Source organism: Vibrio sp. 10N.261.52.A1, assembly GCF_002876325.1.
Taxonomy (GTDB): domain Bacteria; phylum Pseudomonadota; class Gammaproteobacteria; order Enterobacterales; family Vibrionaceae; genus Vibrio; species Vibrio chagasii.
In genome coordinates this window covers 1-376 of the sequence record NZ_MCYD01000195.1, presented here as the reverse complement: position 1 = coordinate 376, position 376 = coordinate 1, and the positions used below count along the sequence as shown (strand labels likewise).

Genomic DNA, 376 nt, shown 5'->3' with positions numbered 1-376 from the left:
TCACCTAGGTAACGGCGCTTCTGTATGTGCAATCAAGAACGGTAAATCTGTAGATACTTCTATGGGCCTTACTCCTCTTGAAGGTCTAGTAATGGGTACTCGTTGTGGTGACCTAGATCCTGCAATTATCTTCCACCTACACGACGCACTTGGTTACTCTGTTGAAGAAATCAACAACATGCTAACTAAAGAGTCTGGTCTTGCTGGTCTAACCGAAGTGACTTCTGACTGTCGTTTCGTTGAAGACAACTACGGTGAGAAAGAAGAAGCAACTCGTGCAATGGACGTGTTCTGTCACCGTCTAGCTAAGTACGTAGCTGGTTACACTGCAACTCTAGAAGGTCGTCTAGACGCAATCACTTTCACTGGCGGCATC

Annotated in this window: 1 pseudogene; it reads left to right on the top strand. The window is 46.0% G+C overall.

The features are described 5' to 3' along the window. Positions 1-376, top strand: a pseudogene (locus BCT81_RS02555) (acetate kinase); the annotation flags it as partial.